We start from the raw sequence: 17,757 nt of genomic DNA, 5'->3' as shown, positions 1-17,757 counted from the left end.
CGAATCACTCAAGCCGCTTACCGAATCGTGAACCTTGGGATTCGGAGCGGCCCGGGCCGAGGATTGGTCGGATCCCCGCCGAATCTAAAAAAGATGGATGGCGAGATGTCCCAGCGGCAGTCCCAGCTGCCAGGCCGGCGTCCACACCTTCGGTCCTTCGTCCTCGCCGACCACGGCACCACCACCGGGCACCGCGTTCAGGTCGGGCGCGAGCAGTTCGGTCTCCTCCAGCCAGCGCCAGGCCGCCTCCGCCAGCTCCAGGTCGGGCGTGGGGTCCCCGGACTCGATCGCCTCCGCGGCGAGCTTCGCCATACGCTCGCAGACCCAGTCCTGCCACGGCTGGTCGTACGCCGTCAGCGAAAGCCAGGTCTCCAGTTGCGAGACGACGCGGATGCCGGAGAGCTCGCCGTCGGTGTCGGAAAGGAAGATGGTCAGCGCCAGTGCGTCCCGTCCGGCGCGGAACTCGAAGGACGTCGGCGGCATCAGGTCGCCGGTCCGCAGCAGTTCATCGGCGATGTACTCGGCGTACAACCACGCCATGGGGACGGTCAGTTCACCGCCGCCGGTGCCGTCCGTGCTCTCTTGACCTCTGTGCAGCATCCCTTCCTGCCTTCCTCCGGTGCGTGCGCGTCGCCCGACCCCGGGCTCCAGTCCGGAACACGGATGAAGACAGCTGATTGCTCAACAGGGGTCTTAAGCAAGGCGCTTTACGGAGGTTTGACTCACCCATTGGTTTCACCGCAGGTCGGCCGCGTATCCCGGAAGCACCCTGCGCAGGGCGCGCAGCGCGTAGTACGCGCGGGACTTCACCGTACCGGGAGGAATTCCGAGCGCCGCCGCGGCCTCCGCCACACTCGCACCGTGGAAATACACGAGCACCAGGACTTCACGGTGCTCCGGAGTGAGTGTCTTCACAGCCTCGCGCACATCGAGTGCCGCGGCCGCTCGTTCGGCGTGGTCGGCGATCACGCGCGAGTTCTCCAGGACCGCGTCCCCGACCTCGGCGGGTCGTGCCTGCCGGGCCCGCCGCGCGTCGATGGCGAGCCGCCGTCCCACGGTCAGCAGCCACGGCCGTACTGACTCGAAGTCGTCCGCGCGCAGCGCCTCGGGATGCTGCCAGGCGCGTACGAGCGTCTCCTGCACGAGGTCCTCGGCGCGCTGCCGGTCGCCGTCGCAGAGCCGGAGCAGCAGCGCGAAGAGGGGCCGGCCGTGCTCGCGCTGCAGTGCGGCGAGCTCGTGCTCGGCGGTCGTCCCGTTCGTGAGGGTGGTTCCGGCCGTCATGGCCGTATGGCATCGCAGGGTGTCCGCAGGGGACAGGGACCCGACCAGGATCTGCGGCGGACGGTCGATCGCGTCGACGAACGGTTCGGTGAACGGTCCCTTCCGCTGCCCGTGAGTGCCGGACGGCCTAATGAAACCAGTCGGGTTGTTTGCGGAAGCGTGCAGACTCGTACCTATTTATCTGTAAATAGGATTACAGCGGGGTGAGTCGATGATTGCACGCAGACGACAGGTTGCCCTGGCCCTCACGGCCGTTCTCGCCGCGGGCGCCGCCTGTCAGGCCCGAGCCGGCGACCCGTCCGACACGGGGCGTCCGGCCCCTTCCGGCGCCGGGACCGGCGGCTTCACGCTCGTCGCATCCGGCGACGTCCTGCCGCACAGCTCGGTCATCGACCGGGCGAGCTTCGACGCGGGCGGCGCCGGATACGACTTCCGCCCGATGTTCGCCGGGATCGAACCCGTCGTCTCCCGCGCCGATCTGGCGCTGTGTCACATGGAGACGGTGTACGGAGAGAACGGCGACTACACCGGCTACCCCACCTTCAAGTCCCCTCCCGAGGTCGCCACCGGCCTCGCCGCCACCGGCTACGACGGCTGCTCCACCGCCTCCAACCACAGCCTGGACGACGGCACCGAAGGCATCCGCCGCACCCTGGACGCCCTCGACCGCGCGGGCCTGCGGCACGCCGGATCGGCGCGCAGCGAGGCCGAGGCGCGCACCGCCACCGTCCTGCTCGCGGGCGCGGCGAAGGTCGCCCACCTCGCCTACACGTACGACACGAACGGCTTCCCGATGCCGCCGGAGCAGCCCTGGGCCGTCAACCTGATCGACGAGGACAAGGTCATCGCGGACGCCCGCGCGGCCCGGCAGGCCGGTGCCGATGTGGTCGTCGTGTCCATGCACTGGGGCACGGAATGGCAGGACACGCCCGACCGGCGGCAACTGGACCTGGCGCAGAGACTCACCGCGGCCCGCACCGGGGACCGACCGGCCATCGACCTGATCCTCGGCACCCACGCCCATGTCCCGCAGGCCTACGAGAAGGTCAACGGCACCTGGGTGATCTACGGAATGGGCGACCAGATCGCCGGCCCGATGTTCAACAACCAGGGAACGCAGGACCCGCGTGGCAACCAGTCCACGCTCGGCCGCTTCACCTTCGCGCCGCCCGCCCGGCCCGGCGGCCGCTGGCAGGTGACGAAGGCCGAGTTCGTCCCGCAGCTGTTCGACATCGACGCCGGCCGAGCGGTGAACCTCAACAAGGCGCTGGCGCAAGGCGCCGACGTGGAGGGCGTGCGCGACCGGATCCGGGACGTGGTGCTGAGCCGCGGCGGGGCGAGCGACGGACTGGTGATGGGGGAGTAGGCACCCGGGGCCCGGCGGTTACGGAACCACCGTCACCGGCCACCGCCCCGCTTTCACCAGGCGGATCGCGACGGACCCGATGATCCGATGGCCGGCCTGCTCGGAGGCGCCCACCACCACGGCGTCGGCCTTGAGTTCGTCGGCCGCCTTGACCAGGCCGTTGAAGGGGTCGCCGCGGAACGTGTGGAACTCCCAGCGCACGTGGAATATCCCCTTCATGCGCTCGGTCGCGTCCCGGATCTCGGCGACGAGGTCCTCGGCGATCTCGTCCGTCGTCTCCGCGACCGGCGCTCCGAGCGCCGCGCCCGCCGACATCACGGGCTGCACGTACACGATCGCCAGGAGCGCATGCTGGCGCCGGGCCAGCCCACCGGCGTAGGACGCGGCCCGCCACGAGGAGTCGGAGCCGTCCACGCCGACCACGATGACCTTCGGCCCGTCCGTGCCCCGCTCGAACCCCTGCGAGTGTGAGTGCGAGTGCTGCTGTTCCGTCACGCTGCGAGGTTATCGGAAGCAGCTGGTCCCGCAGGTGCGGGCGTACACCTCTCCATCGATCCGATCACCGGTGGGGCACCCGCCGTTTCCCTGACGGACCGTCATACGCCGCCCGGGTGGATTCATGCCGCCGCTGAGGTGTTGACCTGGTGCGTCGGGGCCCGAAACGGCGACTGATCAGTCATGAAGAAGGATCAGTTGATCACCCGGCGCCGGGCGTTGGCCGTCGGCGCCGCCGCTGTCGGAGCGGCCGGCACCGCCGGTCTGTTCGCCGTGCGCGCGGGCGACCAGCCGGTCCGGTCCGCCGCCGGGTCCGCGGGCGCCGCGGGCCCGCAGGCGCGCCGCGCCCTCAAGCCCTCCGCCTACCGTCTCCAGCCGCTGACCGGCCTCGGTCCGCCGAAGGCCGCCTCCCGGCGGCTCCTGGTGCGGCGCGAGCCCTTCCTGCGTGTCTCCGGCCGCGGTCGCACCATGGTGCTGACCTTCGACGACGGCCCGGACCCCCGCTACACCCCGGAAATCCTGGACACGCTGTGGGAGTACGACGTCCGCGCGATGTTCTTCGTGTGCGGCGAGATGGCGGCCGAGAACCTGGACCTGGTGGAGCGCATGGCCGACGAAGGCCATGTCGTCGGCAACCACACCTGGTCCCACCCCCTGCTCACCCAGCTCACCAGGAAGCAGATCCGCTCCGAGATGGAACGTACCTGCAAGATCATCGAGAAGGGGAGCGGCGAGTGGCCCCGCTGGTTCCGCGCGCCGTACGGGGCCTGGAACCGCGCGGCCTTCCAACTCGGTGCCGAGCTGGGCATGGAGCCGCTGGCCTGGACGATCGACACCCTGGACTGGACCGAGCCCGGCTCCGGCAGCATCATCGACCGGGTCGAGAACGGCGCCGCCCCCGGTGTCGTGGTGCTCTCGCACGACGCCGGGGGCGACCGCTCGCAGAGTGTCCGGGCGCTGCGTGACTATCTGCCGCAACTGCTGGACGACGGCTACCACATCACGGTCCCGCGGCGGCGGCGCGTCTGACGGGCGGGGCCCGCCCGGGCGGGACCGTTCAGCGGACCTCGACCAGGCGGGCGAAGACGACGACGTTCCCGTCGTAGCCGTTCTGCTTGGAGAAACCGCCCCCGCAGGTGATGACCCGCAATTCGGGGCTGCCCTTGGAAGCGTAGACACGGTCGCCGGGGAAGTTGTTCTTCTCGAAGACCTCGATGCCGTAGATCTCGAATACGGCCGTTTTCCCGTCCTTGCGTGCGACCTCGACGCGATATCCCTTCTTGAGGGCCCCGAGTCCGTAGAACACGGCGGGGCCCTGACTGTTGTCGACATGCCCGACGACCACGGCCGTGCCCTTTTCGCCCGGGGAGACGGCGCCGGTGAACCAGCCGGCCAGGTTCGGGTCCTCGGGCGGCGGCGCGTCGACCCAGCCGGCGGCGTCCAGACCGACCGGCATCACGGGTGCGTCGACCTGGATCGCCGGGATCCTGACCCGGTCCGGAATGGCGTACGGCAGCGCATCCGAGGCCTGGAGGAAGGCGCCCTGGGGTGCGCGGCTCTCCGCGGCGGCCGCCGTGGCGGGCTGCGGGGGGCCCACGTCGAACTCTCCCGAACCATTTCGAATGAGCGCGAGACCGGTCAGCAGAACAAGCGCTATCACGCCCCAAGGAGCGCGCTTCTTCCGCTGCTCCTCCTCTTCGGCCAGCTCGTACCCAGACATTCGACTTCCCCTCTCGACGAGGCCGTCGCCGCGTCAATAGCGCATAGGAGAACGCTAAGTCCCGCGGACTCGGCCGGCGACGGGGCGAACGCGAATGGGTGGCCCTCAAGCGCAGGTGGTGAGCCATCCGAGTCGCCGTGAACAGGAATTTTCTGACGGTCCGTGACCTGCGACAATATCCGATTGTGTGGTTTTCCTTCGGCGTGTCCTCTCACCAGGACGGACCATTCTCGAAATGCGGGCGGGTGCACAGCAACTGAGGGTCTATCTGGGAGGCGCTTTCTCGCCGATCGACCGGGGACGGGTCCCGGGGCGTCTTCCGCGGAGGATCACATGCGTACTACTCGTGCCCTGGCGGCCTCGGTCGCCGCGGTCGCCGTCCTCGGGCTCGCCGCTCCCACGGCCGTCGCTTGGGACGGCATGAACGACCCCGGCGGCAGCGGCGACATCAGCGGTGGCTTCGGCGGTGACGGTGGCGATCTCGGCGGTGGCTTCGGCGGGGACGGCGGTGATCACGGTGGTGGGTTCGGCGGGAATGGCGGCGACCACGGTGGGTTCGGCGGCAACGGCGGTGGCTTCGGTGGCAATGGCGGCAACGGTGGTGGGTTCGGCGGGAACGGCGGTGGCTTCGGCGGCAATGGCGGCGGCCACGGCGGCAACGGCCGCTTCTTCCCGAGCAATATCGTCGCGCTGCCCAGCGTCATCCCCCGAGGCGGTCGGCTGACCGTCACGGTCGATGGCTGCCCCAACGGCGGCTCCATGACATCCCGGGCCTTCCCGAGGGCGAGGCTCTCACCGATCAGAGGGGCCAACGACACGTCGAGGGGCAGCGCGACCATCGACAACAATGCCAGGCCCGGCCGGTACGACATCACCGTCAACTGCTCCGGCTCCACCCTCACCCGGCCGAACGCCTTCACCGTCATCGGCGGTGTGCGCGGCGGTATCGGCGGCAGCAGCTCCACCGGGGCGACTGGGACCGACATGGTCATCGGCGGCGGACTGGTGGCCGCCGCCGTCATCGGCGGCGGGGTGTTCTGGATGCGCCGCCGGTCAGAGAAGCAGATCTGAACCGCCGTAAGAGATCTGACCCAATCTCTTCGGAGTTCCGATCGCTTCTACAGGCCTTCGCCCCGGACCCTTCTCGGGATCCGGGGCGAAGGCCTGTGCGGACGGGGTGCGGTCAGGCGCCGTCCTCGTCCGTGCGGCGTCGGGAGAAGTGGTACGCGGTTCCGACCGCGCCCGCGACGAGCGCGAGGCCAAGGCCGATCTCCTGGAGGTCGAACCCGGCGACGCTGCCGCCCTCACCGGCGTGCACGCCCCGCGGCGGGTGGCTCGGGCGGCCACCGGCGATGGCGAGGTCCACTTCCTGCCAGAAGGTGCCGCAGCTGAACTTCACCGAGTACACGGCGCCCTCTTTCGCGTCCCAGTCGACCGCTGCCGTGGCCGAGGTCTGGCCTCTTCGGATCGTCACCGTGTCGAATACCCCCGAGGACACGTACACGTCCTGGTCGCAGCCGATGACGCGCAGGCTCACCTGCCCGCCGGCCGCGATGCTCGTCGGTGCCACGCTGGCCCGGAAGCCGGTGTAGTCGTCACCGCGGGCGTGGGCTGCGGGAGCGGCCAGGGCCAGGGCGGTGGCGCCCAGCAGTGCGGCCGAAGCGACGCGTATCGCGTGCATGGTGGAACCTCCGGTCCCCGAGGAGCAGCTGCGGACCTTTTCCGCTTGCGCCTGAAATGCACCTCGACGATCGAAACGCTAGGAAGGTGTATGCGGCGGCGCGATCGGTGTCGCGCGAATGGGGTAATCGTGTGGGCCGCACAGGGGACGGCGTTCCTGCGGTCGGGGGACGGCCGCGGCGTGGCGGCCACCCCCCGATGGGTTTGCCGGGGTGAGGGATCCTCAGCCGCCGATGTTCGGGAAGAGATCCAGGAACGGACCGGCGGACGCCGTGATGCCCCGGCTGTACGGCGAGTCGAAGTCCCAGATGAGGAAGAGCAGGAAGGCGATCAGCGCCGAGAACAGCGCGGCGAGGATCAGCTCGCGTGCCGTACGCCGGATCTGGAGTGCGAAGATCATCCCGATCGTGACCACGGCCCCCGCGATCAGCCCGAACCACACCACGCCCGGCATCGTCTCCCCGGTCGAGCTGGCGCGGGCGCTGCGCGCCTGGTCCGCCGCGGTGACCTGGTCGACGAGCGGCTGGTACGCCTGGGCCTGGAAGTCAGTCTTCGGCTCGTAGTCGGTGACGTCCCGGCGGATGCGGTCGAGGAGTTCGGTGCCGCGCTCGGTGACCTTGCCGTGGTCGGACATCTCCTTCCACTCGGTGGTCACGACGTGTCCGACATAGGTGTTGACATCGTCACGAATACGGTCACGGATGTCCGAGGGGTAGACCCGGACCCGTTCCGAGATCTCGTGCAGGGCGACCGCCTCGGCCTGGACATGGTCCTGCGCTGCGCTGCGCCCCTCCCAGACGCCCGCGATGGCCAGGCCCAGGACGATGGCGTACACCACGCCGATCCACATCGTCATGTACTCGATGACGTCGGGAGTCTCGTCGGTGTCCTCGTCGTCCGCCGCGGTGCGATGGCGAACGACGGTGATGATCACCACCACGGCGCAGACGGCCAGCATCGCGAAGGTGAGAACAAGCCATTCCGGCAAGAGATGCCTCCAGGGATCAGCGCGGACGCAGCGCGGCCACGGCGACAGCCGCGGGCACGGTGATGAGCAGGACGAAGGTGAGCGGCGACGGAGCACTGTTGGTCGGCCGCCTGCGCGGCGCCGCGTGGTACTTCGGATAGCTCACCGGGGTCACGGACGGACGCGGGGTCGGCTCCGCCGATGGCGTCGGTGTCGGTGTGGGATCGGGCGGGGGTGTCGGCTGCGGACGCGGGGGCGCGGGCCGCGGAGCCGGGGGCGCAGGTGCGGGCGGCGGCTCGGGGGCCGGCGTGGGCCGCGGCTTCGGAGGCGGCTTCGGAGCGGGGGTGGGGGTGGGCTTCGGCGGCTCCGGTGTCGGGGTGGGTGTCGGCGTCGGCGTGGGAGACGGCGTAGGCGTGGGCGTCGGGCACGACGGGGGAGTGGGCCATGTGGCGCTCCCCACGACGGCCACCGCCTCCGCGCCGCCCGGGCCCGTCGAGGCGTACGCGCAGGTGTCGGCGACCGCCGTGCCCGCCGGGGCGCCGACCAGCAACCAGGCCAACGTGACCAGGGACAACACCCGTACGGCGACGGCGCCTTGGGTCGGTTCGGGTCCATGCACGACGAAGATCATGGGCCCTTGTGCACCCGGCGCACGCGAGAGCGCCGGGGTATTGCCCCGAAGGAGGTACAGGCCGGGTTGACCGGTTTGATCGGCTCGCGCTCGCCTGTCCGGTGATCCGCACGCGCGTACGGGCGACGGCACGGCAGTGGTACAGGTCGCGGACGGGGTGTGGCACAGGTTTCGGAAAGAAATCCGCGAGGCGGTTGAACACAACGACGGTCACCGTCCGTACCTAGGACCGTGCGTGGCGCAGTAGGGCGCTGCAACATCCTTGCGATGATCGGGGAGTTGAAGATGAAGACCTCCTGGCGGAGCGCCTCACTCGTGGCGAGCGCTGCGGCTGTACTGGCGCTGACGACGGCGTGCGGTCAGGAAAGCGCGCCGTCCAGCAGCCAGAACGTGGGCGCCACGGCCGCGGCCGGCGACTACGGAACCGCCGGTACCGGCCTCGGGACCGGCGCCGGCGCCCAGAACGAGCAGAGCAACGCGAACCAGGCCAGTGCCGCAGGCCAGTTGGCCGTCTCCGCCAACGCCGAGGTCGGCAACATGGTGACGGACGGTGCGGGTAAGACCCTGTACCGCTTCGACCAGGACACGGCCGAGCCGCCGAAGTCGAACTGCGACGGCGACTGCGCCACCACCTGGCCGCCGGTTCCCGCGGGCGACGCCACGGCCGGCGCGGGCATCGACAAGGCCCTGCTCGGCGAGGTCACCCGCGCCGACGGCACCAAGCAGCTGACGGTCGGCGGATGGCCGGCGTACCGGTTCGCGAAGGACACCGCCGCCGGCGACACCAAGGGCCAGGGCGTGGGCGGCAAGTGGTACGCGCTGGCGCCCGACGGCAAGAAGGCCCAAGTGGCCGATCTGCCGGGGCTGTCCACCCGTGAGGACCCCACCCTGGGCGAGATCGTGGTCGACAAGAACGGCCACACGGTCTACCGCTTCCTGAAGGACTCGCCTTGGCCGATGAAGACGGCGTGCACCGGCGCGTGTCTGGAGAAGTGGCCGGTCATCAAGCCGGTCGACGCCGCGGACACCAAGGGCATCGATCTGAAGGGGTCCGGTCCCACAGGTCAGGGTTACGTGGTCTTCGACCGGCCCGACGGACTGAAGCAGCAGACCATCGACTGTGTGCCGATCTACACCTTCGCCGGCGACAAGAAGCCGGGTGACACCAATGGCCAGGGCGTGGGCGGTACTTGGTACGCCATCGCACCCGACGGAAAGGCTGTGGGCGCCCCGGCCGAGTAGGAGTGGGCGCAGCCTTCCGGCTTCCGCCACGAACCCCGGTCCGCCCCTTCCGCACCGCGCGGAGGGGGTGGACCGCTTTTGTCGTAATTCACCGCATCTCTTCACACTCGTCGTGACTCTTCACCACGCTTCGGAACTCTCCGGAGCGCCTCGGATACTTTTCGTTGAGTCAGTAGCGGGCATCAATTCGGCACGTGCCGCAGGCAGTGACCGGGAACGGACGGTCAATTTCCGTTTCGGCTCGCTCCTTTGGCGGGCGATCAGTAGCCTCAGCTCGAACACCGGATCGCCTACGCCTTGGAGAGATTGATGGAGCGTCCCGCCTGGGCCCCACGTGGCATCGACATCTCGGTGCCGAGCGTGTCCCGGATCTACGACTTCTACCTGGGCGGTTCGCACAACTTCGAGATCGACCGGGAAGCGGCCCGCAGGGCCATGGAGTTCATGCCGGGGCTGCCCAAAATCATGCAGGCGAACAGGGCGTTCATGCGCCGTGCGGTGCGCTTCGCGCTGGATGAGGGCATCACCCAGTTCCTGGACATCGGCTCCGGCATCCCGACCTTCGGCAACGTCCACGAGGTGGCCCAGGCGGGGAACCCGGGTGCGCAGGTGGTGTACGTCGACCACGACCCGGTGGCCGTGGCGCACAGCCAGGCGGTGCTGGAGGGCAACACCGGCACCGGCGTGGTGGCGGCCGACCTCCGCAAGCCCCGGGAGATCCTCGCCGCTGGGGAAGTGGAGCGGCTGATCGACCTGAACCGCCCGGTGGCGCTGCTTCTCGTTGCCATACTGCACTTCGTGGAAGACGAGGACGACCCGTACGGAGCGGTGGCCGAGCTGCGCGACGCGCTCGCGCCCGGCAGCCTGCTGATCCTCACCCATGCCTCGTACGAGGGAATCCCACTTCCGGCGGAGCGGGCCGAGGGCACGGTGGGCGTATACAAGGACATTCGCAACCCGCTGATCATGCGCTCGCGCGACCGGATCGCGCGGTTCTTCGAGGGGTACGACATGGTGGAACCCGGACTGGTGCCTATGCCGCGCTGGCGGCCGGACACCGCGCCGGAGGACGAGGATCCGTATGCCTTCTCCGGTTTCGCCGGCGTGGGGCGCACCGCGTGAGCGCGGAGCCGGACGGGCCGGAGGACAGACTGCGCAGGTTCGCGACGATCTGGAGCCGGGCGGTGTTCCCGGTGACCTCCACGTCGCTGACCCGGCCCGAGCTCGAGGAGCAACTGCTGCCGCTCGCCCGGCGGTTGAGCGTGGCACTGCGGGCCCGGGTGTTCGACGCCTACGAGGCGCGGGCGGTGGGCGCCACGCTGGTCGCCGTGCACTGCACCGACCCGGAGGTGCTCAGCCGCACCCTGGACTGCGTGGACGCCTACCTGGTGCTCTACTGCGGCGAGGACGGCCCGAAGGAGCAACTGCGCGCGCGTGCCTCGCGGTTGCAGCACGCGATGGCGGCCGGGTTCGCCGCGGCGCTGCGTGAGCGGACCCTGACCGAGCAGGAGGCGATCTCCTCGGCCGCCCTGAAGGCGCAGGGCGTGGTCGCGCAGGCCCTGCACGCGACCGAGGCCCGCTTCCGCGCGGTCTTCGAGGGCGCCGCCATAGGGATCGGCATCGCCGACCTGGAGGGCAACATACTCCAGGTCAACGGAGCGTTGGTGCGCATGTTCGGCGGCGCCGAACAGACGGTGCGCACCCGCAACGTCATGGAGTGGACCCACCCCGAGGACGCGCCCCAGGTCTGGCGGCTGTACGAGGAACTCGTGAGCGGCCAGCGCGAGCACTACCACGTGGAGAAGGCGTTCTACCGCCCCGACGGCACGGTCCTGTGGACCAATCTGACGGTCTCGCTGCTCCGCGACGCGGACGGCAACCCCGAGTACCAGCTCGCCCTCATGGAGGACACCACCGAGCGGCGGCTGCTGAACCTCCGGCTGCGCTACGAGGCGACGCACGACGCGCTCACCGGACTGCCCAACCGCACGCTGTTCTTCGAGCGGCTGGAGAAGGCGCTGGGCGGCGCGGGCGAGGGCCAGCGCTTCGGGCTGTGCTATCTCGACCTCGACGGTTTCAAGACCATCAACGACAGCCTCGGCCACGCGGCCGGTGACCGGCTGCTCGTCGAGGTCGCCGACCGGCTCCAGTCCTGCGCGACCGCGCCGGGCGAGATGGTCGCCCGGCTCGGCGGCGACGAGTTCGTGGCGCTGACCATCGGGCCGGACACCGAGCGCGAGGTCGACGAGCTGGCCGGGCGCATCATGAACGCGCTGGTCGCCCCGGTCAGCGTCGACGGCCGGGAGCTGACCGTGCGCGGCAGCATCGGCATCGTCGAGGGGCCGGCGGGGGAGCGGAGCGCGGCCGAGGTGCTGCGCAGCGCCGACATCACCATGTACCGGGCCAAGTCGGCGGGCGGCAACCGCTTCGAGCTGGCCGACGCCGAGGCCGACGCCCGCGCCATCACCCGGCACGGACTGACCACGGCGCTGCCGACGGCCCTGGACCGCGGCGAGTTCTTCATCGAGTACCAGCCGCTGGTCCACCTCCTCGACGGCACCGTCCGTGGCGCCGAGGCCCTGGTGCGCTGGCTGCATCCGCAGCACGGCGTGCTCGGCCCGGACCGGTTCATCCCGCTCGCCGAGCACACGGGACTGATCGTTCCGCTGGGACGGTGGGTGCTGGAGCAGTCGGTGCGCCAGGCCCGCGAGTGGCGGGAACGGTACGACGCGACCGGACCCGAGGGCTCGCTGCGCATCAACGTGAACCTCTCGCCCTGCCAGCTGACCCACCCAGGGCTCGTCCAGGACACCGTCGACATCCTGGAGCGCGCGGGCGTCACACCGGACGCGCTGTGCCTGGAGGTGACGGAGTCGGCGCTGATCGGTGCCGACGACGACCTGCTGAAACCGCTGCGCCGGCTGGCCGAGATGGGCGTCGACATCGCCCTGGACGACTTCGGCACCGGCTACTCGAACCTCGCCAACCTGCGCCGGCTGCCGGTGAGCATCCTCAAGCTGGACCGGTCCTTCACCCAGAGCATGCAGCGCTTCCCGGCGGACCCCGTCGACCTCAAGATCGTCGAAGGGATCGTTTCTCTCGCCCACGGCCTGAACCTCTCGGTGACGGTGGAGGGCGTGGAGACGGGCGCGCAGGCCGAGCAACTGCGGATACTGGGCTGCGACACGGCCCAGGGCTGGTACTACGCCCGCCCCGGGCCGCCGGAGCGGTTGCACGAGCTGGCGTTGGTGGACGCGACGGGGTGAGGCCTCAGGAACGTACGGCCTCGGCCACCTCCGTGGCGGTGCGCACCAGCGCCGCCACGGCCCTCGAACGGGACTGCTGCGGCCAGGCGATGACGAGGACCGCGGGCGGGGCGTCCACGACCGGCCGGTAGACGACTCCGGGTCGTGGATAGCGGGCGGCGACGGAGACGGGCAGCAGCGGGACGACCTCGCCCAGTCCGGCGAGCGTGAGCAGTTGGGCGAGGTCGCGACCCCTGCCGCGGATCTCGCTGAGGTACGGGTGCACGGTGCCGGAGTCCAGGCCGAGGTCGGCGAGGGCCAGCCGGTCGCGGCCGGCAAGAGGGTGGCCGGTGGCGAGGGCCGCGACCCGTGGCTCGGTGGACAGCGCCTCGGTGTCCAGGCCCGTGCGGTCGAACGGCTCGTAGATCAGGGCCGCGTCGGCCTCGCCCAGGCGCAGCAGCCGCGGCTGTTCGAGCCGGCCTAGGCAGGAGCCCCCCAAAGGGGCGCGGGGCTGTATCGATATGCGGCTCCGCCGCGCGGGCGCGACCAGCCACGATGGCGCTGCAGCGGACCGACGGCACACAGCGGCACCACCAGCGGAGCGTCACCGCTCCAGCAGCATCCGCTGCAATTCCCTTGCGGCCCGCGGCGGAGCCACATCGCTGCGATGGGCCAGGGCGATGGTGCGATACAGCCCGGGCCGGGCGAGCGGGGTCACCCGCAGCCCGCGTCCGGACCGGGCGGCCACCATACGCGGTACGACGGCCAGCCCCAGCCCCGCCCGCACAAACCCCAACACCGCGTCCATCTCCCCGCCCTCCACCGCGAAGTCCGGCTCGAACCCCTCGGCGCGGCAGGCGGCGACGGTCAGTTCCCGCAGGTCGTAGCCGTGCCGGAACATCACCAGGCGTTCGCCCTCCAGGTCGGAGACATGCACGGTACGCCGTCCGTGGCCCGGCTTGGGGGCGTCCGGCGAGGAGACGACGACCAGGTCCTCGCGCAGCAGCTCCACCGTGGTGAGCGCGGGGGAGGGCGTGGGCAGGGGCAGCACGACCAGGGCGAGGTCGAGGGCGCCGCGCGCGAGTTCCCGTACGAGATCGTGTGAGCCGCCCTCCTCGATCATCAGGCGGATGCCGGGATAGCGGTCGTGGAAGGCGCGCAGCACGTCCGGCAGCAGGCCGGTGCACACGCTCGGGGTGGCGCCCAGCCGGACCCGGCCGCTGCGCAGCTGCACCAGCTCCTGCACCTCGTGCCGGGCGGTGTCCGCGTCGGCCAGGATGCGGCGGGCCAGCGGCAGCAGCGCCTCGCCGGCGTCGGTGAGCGTGATGTTGCCGCGCGCCCGCAGGAACAGATCCGCCCCGAGCTCCCGCTCCAGCGCCTTGATCTGCTGGGAGAGGGACGGCTGCGCCACGTGGACCAGATCGGCGGCCCGGGTGAAGTGCCGGGTCTCGGCGACCGCCACGAAGTACTGGAGCTGCTGGAACTGCATGGACCCACGATAGCTGGAGCCTATGGAATCGAGCCGGACCATGTCTTGGACCGATGCTCCATCATGGGCCTAGCGTCTTGTGCCATGGCATTGGCAACGCGGACGGACCGACGGCCGTCCATGGCACGCACGGTGTGGGACAGCTCCGTCGGCAAGAAGACCGTGATGGCGGTCAGCGGACTGATCATGCTGCTGTACCTGGTCGTCCACATGATCGGAAACCTGAAGATCTTCTTCGGGCCAGGGGAGTTCAACCACTACGCGCACTGGCTGCGCACCGTCGGCGAGCCGTTCATGCACTACGAGTGGACGCTCTGGCTCATCCGCGTCGTCCTCGTGGTCGCGGTCGTCGCCCACGCCACCTCCGCCTACCAGCTCAGCCGCCGCGACATCAGGGCACGCCCCAGCAAGTACGCGCACAAGAAGGCGCGGGCCAGCTACGCGACCCGCACGATGCGCTGGGGCGGGATCATCCTCGGCCTGTTCATCGTCTGGCACATCCTCGACCTGACGACCGGCACCGTGCACTCCGGCGGCTTCCAGGAGGGACACCCGTACCAGAACGTCGTGGACACCTTCTCCACCTGGTACGGCAACGTGATCTACATCGTCGCGATGCTCGCGCTCGGACTGCACGTCCAGCACGGCTTCTGGAGTGCCGCCCAGACCCTGGGCGTCGGCAGCCGCAGCCGCGACCGCGCCCTGAAGACCATCGCAAACGTTCTCGCGCTGCTGCTCACGGCGGGCTTCATCGCCGTACCCGTGGGCGTCATGACCGGAGTGGTGAGCTGAGATGAACTCTTCCGCCGAATACAGCGACTACGTGACCGGCGAACCGGTCGTCGACGCCAAGGCCCCGTCCGGGCCGGTCGAAGAGCGCTGGGACAAGCGCCGCTTCGAGGCCAAGCTGGTCAACCCCGCCAACCGGCGTAAGCACACGGTGATCGTCGTCGGCACCGGACTCGCGGGCGGTTCCGCGGGCGCCACCCTCGCCGAACAGGGCTACCACGTCGTCCAGTTCTGCTACCAGGACTCCCCGCGCCGCGCCCACTCGATCGCCGCACAGGGCGGCATCAACGCCGCGAAGAACTACCGCAACGACGGCGACTCCATCCACCGGCTGTTCTACGACACCGTCAAGGGCGGCGACTTCAGGGCGCGCGAGTCCAACGTGCACCGGCTCGCGCAGATCTCCGTCGAGATCATCGACCAGTGCGTGGCGCAGGGCGTGCCGTTCGCGCGGGAGTACGGCGGTCTGCTCGACACCCGCTCCTTCGGCGGCGTACAGGTGTCACGTACGTTCTACGCCCGCGGCCAGACGGGCCAGCAGCTCCTCCTCGGCGCCTACCAGGCCCTGTCCCGGCAGATCGCCGCCGGGAACGTCGAGATGCATCCGCGCACCGAGATGCTCGACCTGATCGTCATCGACGGGAAGGCACGCGGCATCGTCGCCCGCGACCTGATCACCGGCAGGATCGACACATACTTCGCGGACGCCGTCGTCCTCGCCAGCGGCGGCTACGGCAACGTCTTCTACCTGTCGACGAACGCCATGAACTCCAACGCCACCGCGATCTGGCGGGCCCACCGGCGCGGCGCCTACTTCGCCAACCCCTGCTTCACCCAGATCCACCCCACCTGCATCCCGCGCACCGGCGACCACCAGTCCAAGCTCACGCTGATGAGCGAGTCGCTGCGCAACGACGGCCGGATCTGGGTGCCGAAGGCGCACGGTGACGATCGTTCGCCGACAGACATCCCCGAGGACGAGCGCGACTACTACCTGGAGCGCATCTACCCGTCCTTCGGCAACCTGGTGCCGCGTGACATCGCCTCCCGCGCCGCGAAGAACGTCTGCGACGAGGGAAGGGGCGTCGGTCCCGGCGGACAGGGCGTCTATCTCGACTTCGCCGACGCCATCGCGAGGATGGGCCGCAAGGCCGTCGAGGCCAAGTACGGCAACCTCTTCGACATGTACCAGCGGATCACCGACGAGGATCCGTACGAGGTGCCGATGCGGATCTACCCCGCCGTGCACTACACGATGGGCGGACTCTGGGTCGACTACGACCTCCAGACCACCATCCCCGGCCTGTTCGCGATCGGCGAGGCCAACTTCTCCGACCACGGAGCCAACCGGCTCGGCGCCTCCGCGCTGATGCAGGGCCTGGCCGACGGTTACTTCGTGCTCCCGGCGACGATCAACGACTACCTGGCGCGCAACCCGCACCAGGAGTCCGTCACCGTCGAACACCCCGTCGTGCAGGAGGTGCTGGCCGAGACCGAGGACCGGCTCAACCTTCTCCTCTCCGTCGACGGCGACCGCACCCCCGACTCCTTCCACCGCGAGGTCGGCGAACTCATGTGGGAGTTCTGCGGCATGGCCCGCACCGACTCCGGACTGCGCAAGGCCCTGGAGCGGATCCCGCAGATCCGTGAGGAGTTCTGGCGCCGGATCAAGGTGCCCGGGACCGGTGAGGAGTTCAACCAGTCCCTGGAGAAGGCCAACCGGATCGTCGACTACATCGAGCTCGCCGAGCTCATGTGCCTCGACGCGCTGCACCGCTCCGAGTCCTGCGGCGGCCACTTCCGCGAGGAGTCCCAGACCCCCGACGGTGAAGCCGCCCGCAGGGACGAGGAGTTCTCCTACGCGGCCGCCTGGGAGTTCACCGGTACCGGCGAGGCCCCGGCCCTGCACAAGGAAGACCTGGTCTTCGAGTACGTCCACCCCACTCAGCGGAGCTACGCATGAAGCTCACCCTGCGCGTCTGGCGGCAGCGACACGCCGACGCCGAAGGCGCCATGTCCACCTACGAGGTGGACGGAATCTCCTCCGACATGTCCTTCCTGGAGATGCTCGACACCCTCAACGAGGAGCTCATCCTCAAGGGCGAGGACCCGGTCGCCTTCGACCACGACTGCCGTGAGGGCATCTGCGGCGCCTGTTCGCTCGTCATCAACGGCGACGCGCACGGTCCCGAGCGCACCACCACCTGCCAACTGCACATGCGGTCCTTCCGGGACGGCGACACGATCGACATCGAACCGTGGCGGGCGTCCGCCTTCCCGGTGATCAAGGACCTGGTCGTGGACCGTACGGCCTTCGACCGGATCATCCAGGCCGGCGGTTACGTCACCGCGCCGACCGGCTCCGCACCGGAGGCGCACGCCACGCCGGTGCCGAAGCCGGACGCCGACTTCGCGTTCGAGCACGCCGAGTGCATCGGCTGCGGCGCCTGCGTGGCCGCCTGCCCGAACGGCGCGGCGATGCTCTTCACCTCCGCCAAGGTCAACCACCTGAACGTCCTGCCGCAGGGAGCGCCCGAGCGCGAGACCCGCGTCCTCGACATGGTCGCGCAGATGGACGAGGAGGGCTTCGGCGGCTGCACGCTCGCCGGAGAGTGTGCCACCGCGTGTCCGAAGGGCATCCCGCTGGTGTCCATCACGGGCATGAACAAGGAGTGGCTGCGCGCGACCCGGAAGGTGGCCGGGCGCTAGACGCCGCAGCTCAAGGAACGTTCGCCGACAGGGTGCGGACGGGCGGGACCGGGGTGGTGCTCACGCCCGGTCCCGCCAGGCACCCCTGCCATTCAACAAGCCCACACCCGCTCTCCCTTCGCGGGTTACGCGCACGACGCCCG

General features: G+C 69.9%; 17 protein-coding genes and 2 pseudogenes. 9 read left to right on the top strand and 10 right to left on the bottom strand.

What is annotated here, in order from left to right; genetic code table 11:
- Window positions 1-84: 84 nt before the first annotated feature.
- Together ACIHFB_RS13440 and ACIHFB_RS13435 are read right to left on the bottom strand one after the other, a co-directional pair.
- On the bottom strand, window positions 85-600 hold the full coding sequence (locus ACIHFB_RS13440; protein ID WP_365280078.1) for a hypothetical protein: 516 nt from the start codon (window positions 598-600) through the stop codon (window positions 85-87).
- Between the two features lie 135 nt (window positions 601-735).
- Complete coding sequence (locus tag ACIHFB_RS13435) at window positions 736-1,281, bottom strand: sigma-70 family RNA polymerase sigma factor (protein ID WP_365280076.1); 546 nt, start codon at window positions 1,279-1,281, stop codon at window positions 736-738.
- A gap of 211 nt (window positions 1,282-1,492) precedes the next feature.
- Between ACIHFB_RS13435 and ACIHFB_RS13430 the strand changes: the two genes are divergently transcribed.
- Window positions 1,493-2,647 carry a CapA family protein gene (locus ACIHFB_RS13430; protein WP_365280073.1) on the top strand — a complete coding sequence of 385 codons (1,155 nt, stop codon included), beginning with the start codon at window positions 1,493-1,495 and terminating at the stop codon, window positions 2,645-2,647.
- 18 nt (window positions 2,648-2,665) lie between these two features.
- Here the strand turns inward: ACIHFB_RS13430 and ACIHFB_RS13425 are convergent, their stop codons facing one another.
- The gene (locus tag ACIHFB_RS13425) at window positions 2,666-3,142 is read right to left on the bottom strand and encodes a universal stress protein (RefSeq protein ID WP_365280071.1); all 477 of its coding nucleotides are present in this window, start codon (window positions 3,140-3,142) and stop codon (window positions 2,666-2,668) included.
- Between the two features lie 183 nt (window positions 3,143-3,325).
- Here ACIHFB_RS13425 and ACIHFB_RS13420 point away from each other — a divergent pair, with 183 nt between their 5' ends.
- Window positions 3,326-4,171: a polysaccharide deacetylase family protein gene (locus tag ACIHFB_RS13420; RefSeq protein WP_400126851.1), complete on the top strand. Its 846-nt coding sequence runs from the start codon at window positions 3,326-3,328 to the stop codon at window positions 4,169-4,171.
- Between the two features lie 28 nt (window positions 4,172-4,199).
- Here ACIHFB_RS13420 and ACIHFB_RS13415 read toward each other — a convergent pair whose 3' ends face one another.
- Window positions 4,200-4,862 (bottom strand): class F sortase, encoded by a 663-nt coding sequence (locus ACIHFB_RS13415; protein WP_365280065.1) that lies wholly within the window; start codon window positions 4,860-4,862, stop codon window positions 4,200-4,202.
- A 264-nt stretch (window positions 4,863-5,126) separates the two neighbouring features.
- On the bottom strand, window positions 5,127-5,513 hold the full coding sequence (locus tag ACIHFB_RS13410) for a hypothetical protein (protein WP_400126850.1): 387 nt from the start codon (window positions 5,511-5,513) through the stop codon (window positions 5,127-5,129).
- Between ACIHFB_RS13410 and ACIHFB_RS13405 the strand changes: the two are divergent.
- Window positions 5,500-5,933, top strand: a pseudogene (locus ACIHFB_RS13405) (hypothetical protein). The gene ACIHFB_RS13410 and the pseudogene ACIHFB_RS13405 sit on opposite strands and share 14 nt — an antisense overlap.
- Window positions 5,934-6,045: 112 nt before the next feature.
- On the opposite strand, the gene ACIHFB_RS13400 reads toward ACIHFB_RS13405, so the two are convergent.
- From ACIHFB_RS13400 to ACIHFB_RS13390, 3 genes are all read right to left on the bottom strand, one after another.
- Complete coding sequence (locus ACIHFB_RS13400; RefSeq protein ID WP_365280062.1) at window positions 6,046-6,543, bottom strand: hypothetical protein; 498 nt, start codon at window positions 6,541-6,543, stop codon at window positions 6,046-6,048.
- A gap of 222 nt (window positions 6,544-6,765) precedes the next feature.
- The gene (locus tag ACIHFB_RS13395) at window positions 6,766-7,530 is read right to left on the bottom strand and encodes a DUF4239 domain-containing protein (RefSeq protein WP_400126849.1); all 765 of its coding nucleotides are present in this window, start codon (window positions 7,528-7,530) and stop codon (window positions 6,766-6,768) included.
- Between the two features lie 16 nt (window positions 7,531-7,546).
- Complete coding sequence (locus ACIHFB_RS13390) at window positions 7,547-8,128, bottom strand: hypothetical protein (RefSeq protein WP_365280058.1); 582 nt, start codon at window positions 8,126-8,128, stop codon at window positions 7,547-7,549.
- 297 nt (window positions 8,129-8,425) lie between these two features.
- On the opposite strand from ACIHFB_RS13390, the gene ACIHFB_RS13385 reads away from it, so the two are divergent.
- The 3 genes from ACIHFB_RS13385 (at window position 8,426) to ACIHFB_RS13375 (ending at window position 12,648) form a co-directional block, all read left to right on the top strand.
- On the top strand, window positions 8,426-9,382 hold the full coding sequence (locus ACIHFB_RS13385; RefSeq protein ID WP_365280535.1) for an SCO0930 family lipoprotein: 957 nt from the start codon (window positions 8,426-8,428) through the stop codon (window positions 9,380-9,382).
- 309 nt (window positions 9,383-9,691) lie between these two features.
- Window positions 9,692-10,504, top strand: coding sequence for an SAM-dependent methyltransferase (locus tag ACIHFB_RS13380; protein WP_365280055.1), 813 nt, complete (start codon window positions 9,692-9,694; stop codon window positions 10,502-10,504).
- A complete protein-coding gene (locus ACIHFB_RS13375) occupies window positions 10,501-12,648 on the top strand; it encodes a putative bifunctional diguanylate cyclase/phosphodiesterase (protein ID WP_400126848.1) in 2,148 nt (715 codons plus the stop codon). The genes ACIHFB_RS13380 and ACIHFB_RS13375 overlap by 4 nt, the downstream gene beginning before the upstream one ends.
- A gap of 4 nt (window positions 12,649-12,652) precedes the next feature.
- Here ACIHFB_RS13375 and ACIHFB_RS13370 read toward each other — a convergent pair.
- Together ACIHFB_RS13370 and ACIHFB_RS13365 are read right to left on the bottom strand one after the other, a co-directional pair.
- Window positions 12,653-13,108: pseudogene (locus tag ACIHFB_RS13370) on the bottom strand (LysR substrate-binding domain-containing protein); the annotation flags it as partial.
- Window positions 13,109-13,231: 123 nt separating this feature from the next.
- Window positions 13,232-14,116, bottom strand: a complete 885-nt coding sequence (locus ACIHFB_RS13365) for a LysR family transcriptional regulator (RefSeq protein WP_400126847.1) — start codon at window positions 14,114-14,116, stop codon at window positions 13,232-13,234.
- Window positions 14,117-14,236: 120 nt separating this feature from the next.
- On the opposite strand from ACIHFB_RS13365, the gene ACIHFB_RS13360 reads away from it, so the two are divergent.
- Genes ACIHFB_RS13360 through ACIHFB_RS13350 form a run of 3 tightly spaced genes read left to right on the top strand, consistent with a single transcriptional unit; the run spans window position 14,237 to window position 17,614 of the window.
- Entirely contained in the window at window positions 14,237-14,908 is a 672-nt protein-coding gene (locus tag ACIHFB_RS13360; RefSeq protein WP_400127146.1) for a succinate dehydrogenase, read from the top strand.
- Window position 14,909: 1 nt separating this feature from the next.
- Window positions 14,910-16,868 (top strand): fumarate reductase/succinate dehydrogenase flavoprotein subunit, encoded by a 1,959-nt coding sequence (locus ACIHFB_RS13355; protein WP_365280043.1) that lies wholly within the window; start codon window positions 14,910-14,912, stop codon window positions 16,866-16,868.
- Window positions 16,865-17,614, top strand: a complete 750-nt coding sequence (locus ACIHFB_RS13350; protein ID WP_365280042.1) for a succinate dehydrogenase/fumarate reductase iron-sulfur subunit — start codon at window positions 16,865-16,867, stop codon at window positions 17,612-17,614. The genes ACIHFB_RS13355 and ACIHFB_RS13350 overlap by 4 nt, the downstream gene beginning before the upstream one ends.
- Window positions 17,615-17,757: the final 143 nt, after the last annotated feature.

Source organism: Streptomyces sp. NPDC051963 (assembly GCF_044593495.1).
GTDB lineage: Bacteria > Actinomycetota > Actinomycetes > Streptomycetales > Streptomycetaceae > Streptomyces.
Note: the sequence above shows the minus strand (reverse complement) of the source record. Positions and strands in the feature narration are given on the sequence as shown.

What these genes read in the sequence shown, in the direction of transcription:
- ACIHFB_RS13430 (WP_365280073.1), top strand. Translation starts at nt 1,493, where the DNA reads ATGATTGCACGCAGACGACAGGTTGCCCTGGCCCTCACGGCCGTTCTC.
- ACIHFB_RS13435 (WP_365280076.1), bottom strand. Translation starts at nt 1,281, where the DNA reads ATGACGGCCGGAACCACCCTCACGAACGGGACGACCGCCGAGCACGAG.
- ACIHFB_RS13365 (WP_400126847.1), bottom strand. Translation starts at nt 14,116, where the DNA reads ATGCAGTTCCAGCAGCTCCAGTACTTCGTGGCGGTCGCCGAGACCCGG.
- ACIHFB_RS13380 (WP_365280055.1), top strand. Translation starts at nt 9,692, where the DNA reads ATGGAGCGTCCCGCCTGGGCCCCACGTGGCATCGACATCTCGGTGCCG.
- ACIHFB_RS13415 (WP_365280065.1), bottom strand. Translation starts at nt 4,862, where the DNA reads ATGTCTGGGTACGAGCTGGCCGAAGAGGAGGAGCAGCGGAAGAAGCGC.
- ACIHFB_RS13400 (WP_365280062.1), bottom strand. Translation starts at nt 6,543, where the DNA reads ATGCACGCGATACGCGTCGCTTCGGCCGCACTGCTGGGCGCCACCGCC.
- ACIHFB_RS13355 (WP_365280043.1), top strand. Translation starts at nt 14,910, where the DNA reads ATGAACTCTTCCGCCGAATACAGCGACTACGTGACCGGCGAACCGGTC.
- ACIHFB_RS13350 (WP_365280042.1), top strand. Translation starts at nt 16,865, where the DNA reads ATGAAGCTCACCCTGCGCGTCTGGCGGCAGCGACACGCCGACGCCGAA.
- ACIHFB_RS13360 (WP_400127146.1), top strand. Translation starts at nt 14,237, where the DNA reads ATGGCACGCACGGTGTGGGACAGCTCCGTCGGCAAGAAGACCGTGATG.
- ACIHFB_RS13385 (WP_365280535.1), top strand. Translation starts at nt 8,426, where the DNA reads ATGAAGACCTCCTGGCGGAGCGCCTCACTCGTGGCGAGCGCTGCGGCT.
- ACIHFB_RS13420 (WP_400126851.1), top strand. Translation starts at nt 3,326, where the DNA reads ATGAAGAAGGATCAGTTGATCACCCGGCGCCGGGCGTTGGCCGTCGGC.
- ACIHFB_RS13440 (WP_365280078.1), bottom strand. Translation starts at nt 600, where the DNA reads ATGCTGCACAGAGGTCAAGAGAGCACGGACGGCACCGGCGGCGGTGAA.